Source organism: Anabaena sp. CCY 9910, assembly GCF_963920875.1.
Classification (GTDB): domain Bacteria; phylum Cyanobacteriota; class Cyanobacteriia; order Cyanobacteriales; family Nostocaceae; genus Trichormus; species Trichormus variabilis.
In genome coordinates this window covers 1-243 of sequence record NZ_CAWUDJ010000149.1, presented here as the reverse complement: position 1 = coordinate 243, position 243 = coordinate 1, and the positions used below count along the sequence as shown (strand labels likewise).

1 protein-coding gene is annotated in these 243 nt (G+C 67.1%); it reads left to right on the top strand.

Annotated elements, in window-relative coordinates; genetic code table 11:
- The coding region (locus ACM5QX_RS29645; RefSeq protein ID WP_414756775.1) for a TonB-dependent receptor domain-containing protein at positions 1-243 on the top strand (243 nt) is incomplete at both ends.

Here is a 243-nt window from a genome sequence, read left to right as displayed (position 1 = left end):
CGCCAGGTCGAGGTCGGCGCCAAGCTCGATGGCGAAGACTGGAGCGCCACCGCGGCGCTGTTCCAGATCACGCGCGGACTGACCTACACCGATGCCAACAACGTCTTCACCCAGGACGGGCGCTCGCGCTATGACGGCCTGGAACTGTCGGGCAAGGCGCGCCTGAGTCGGCAGTGGGTGGTCAACGCCAGCGCCTTGTTCCTGCGCAGCAAGGTGACGCAGGGCGTGGCCGATCTGATTGGC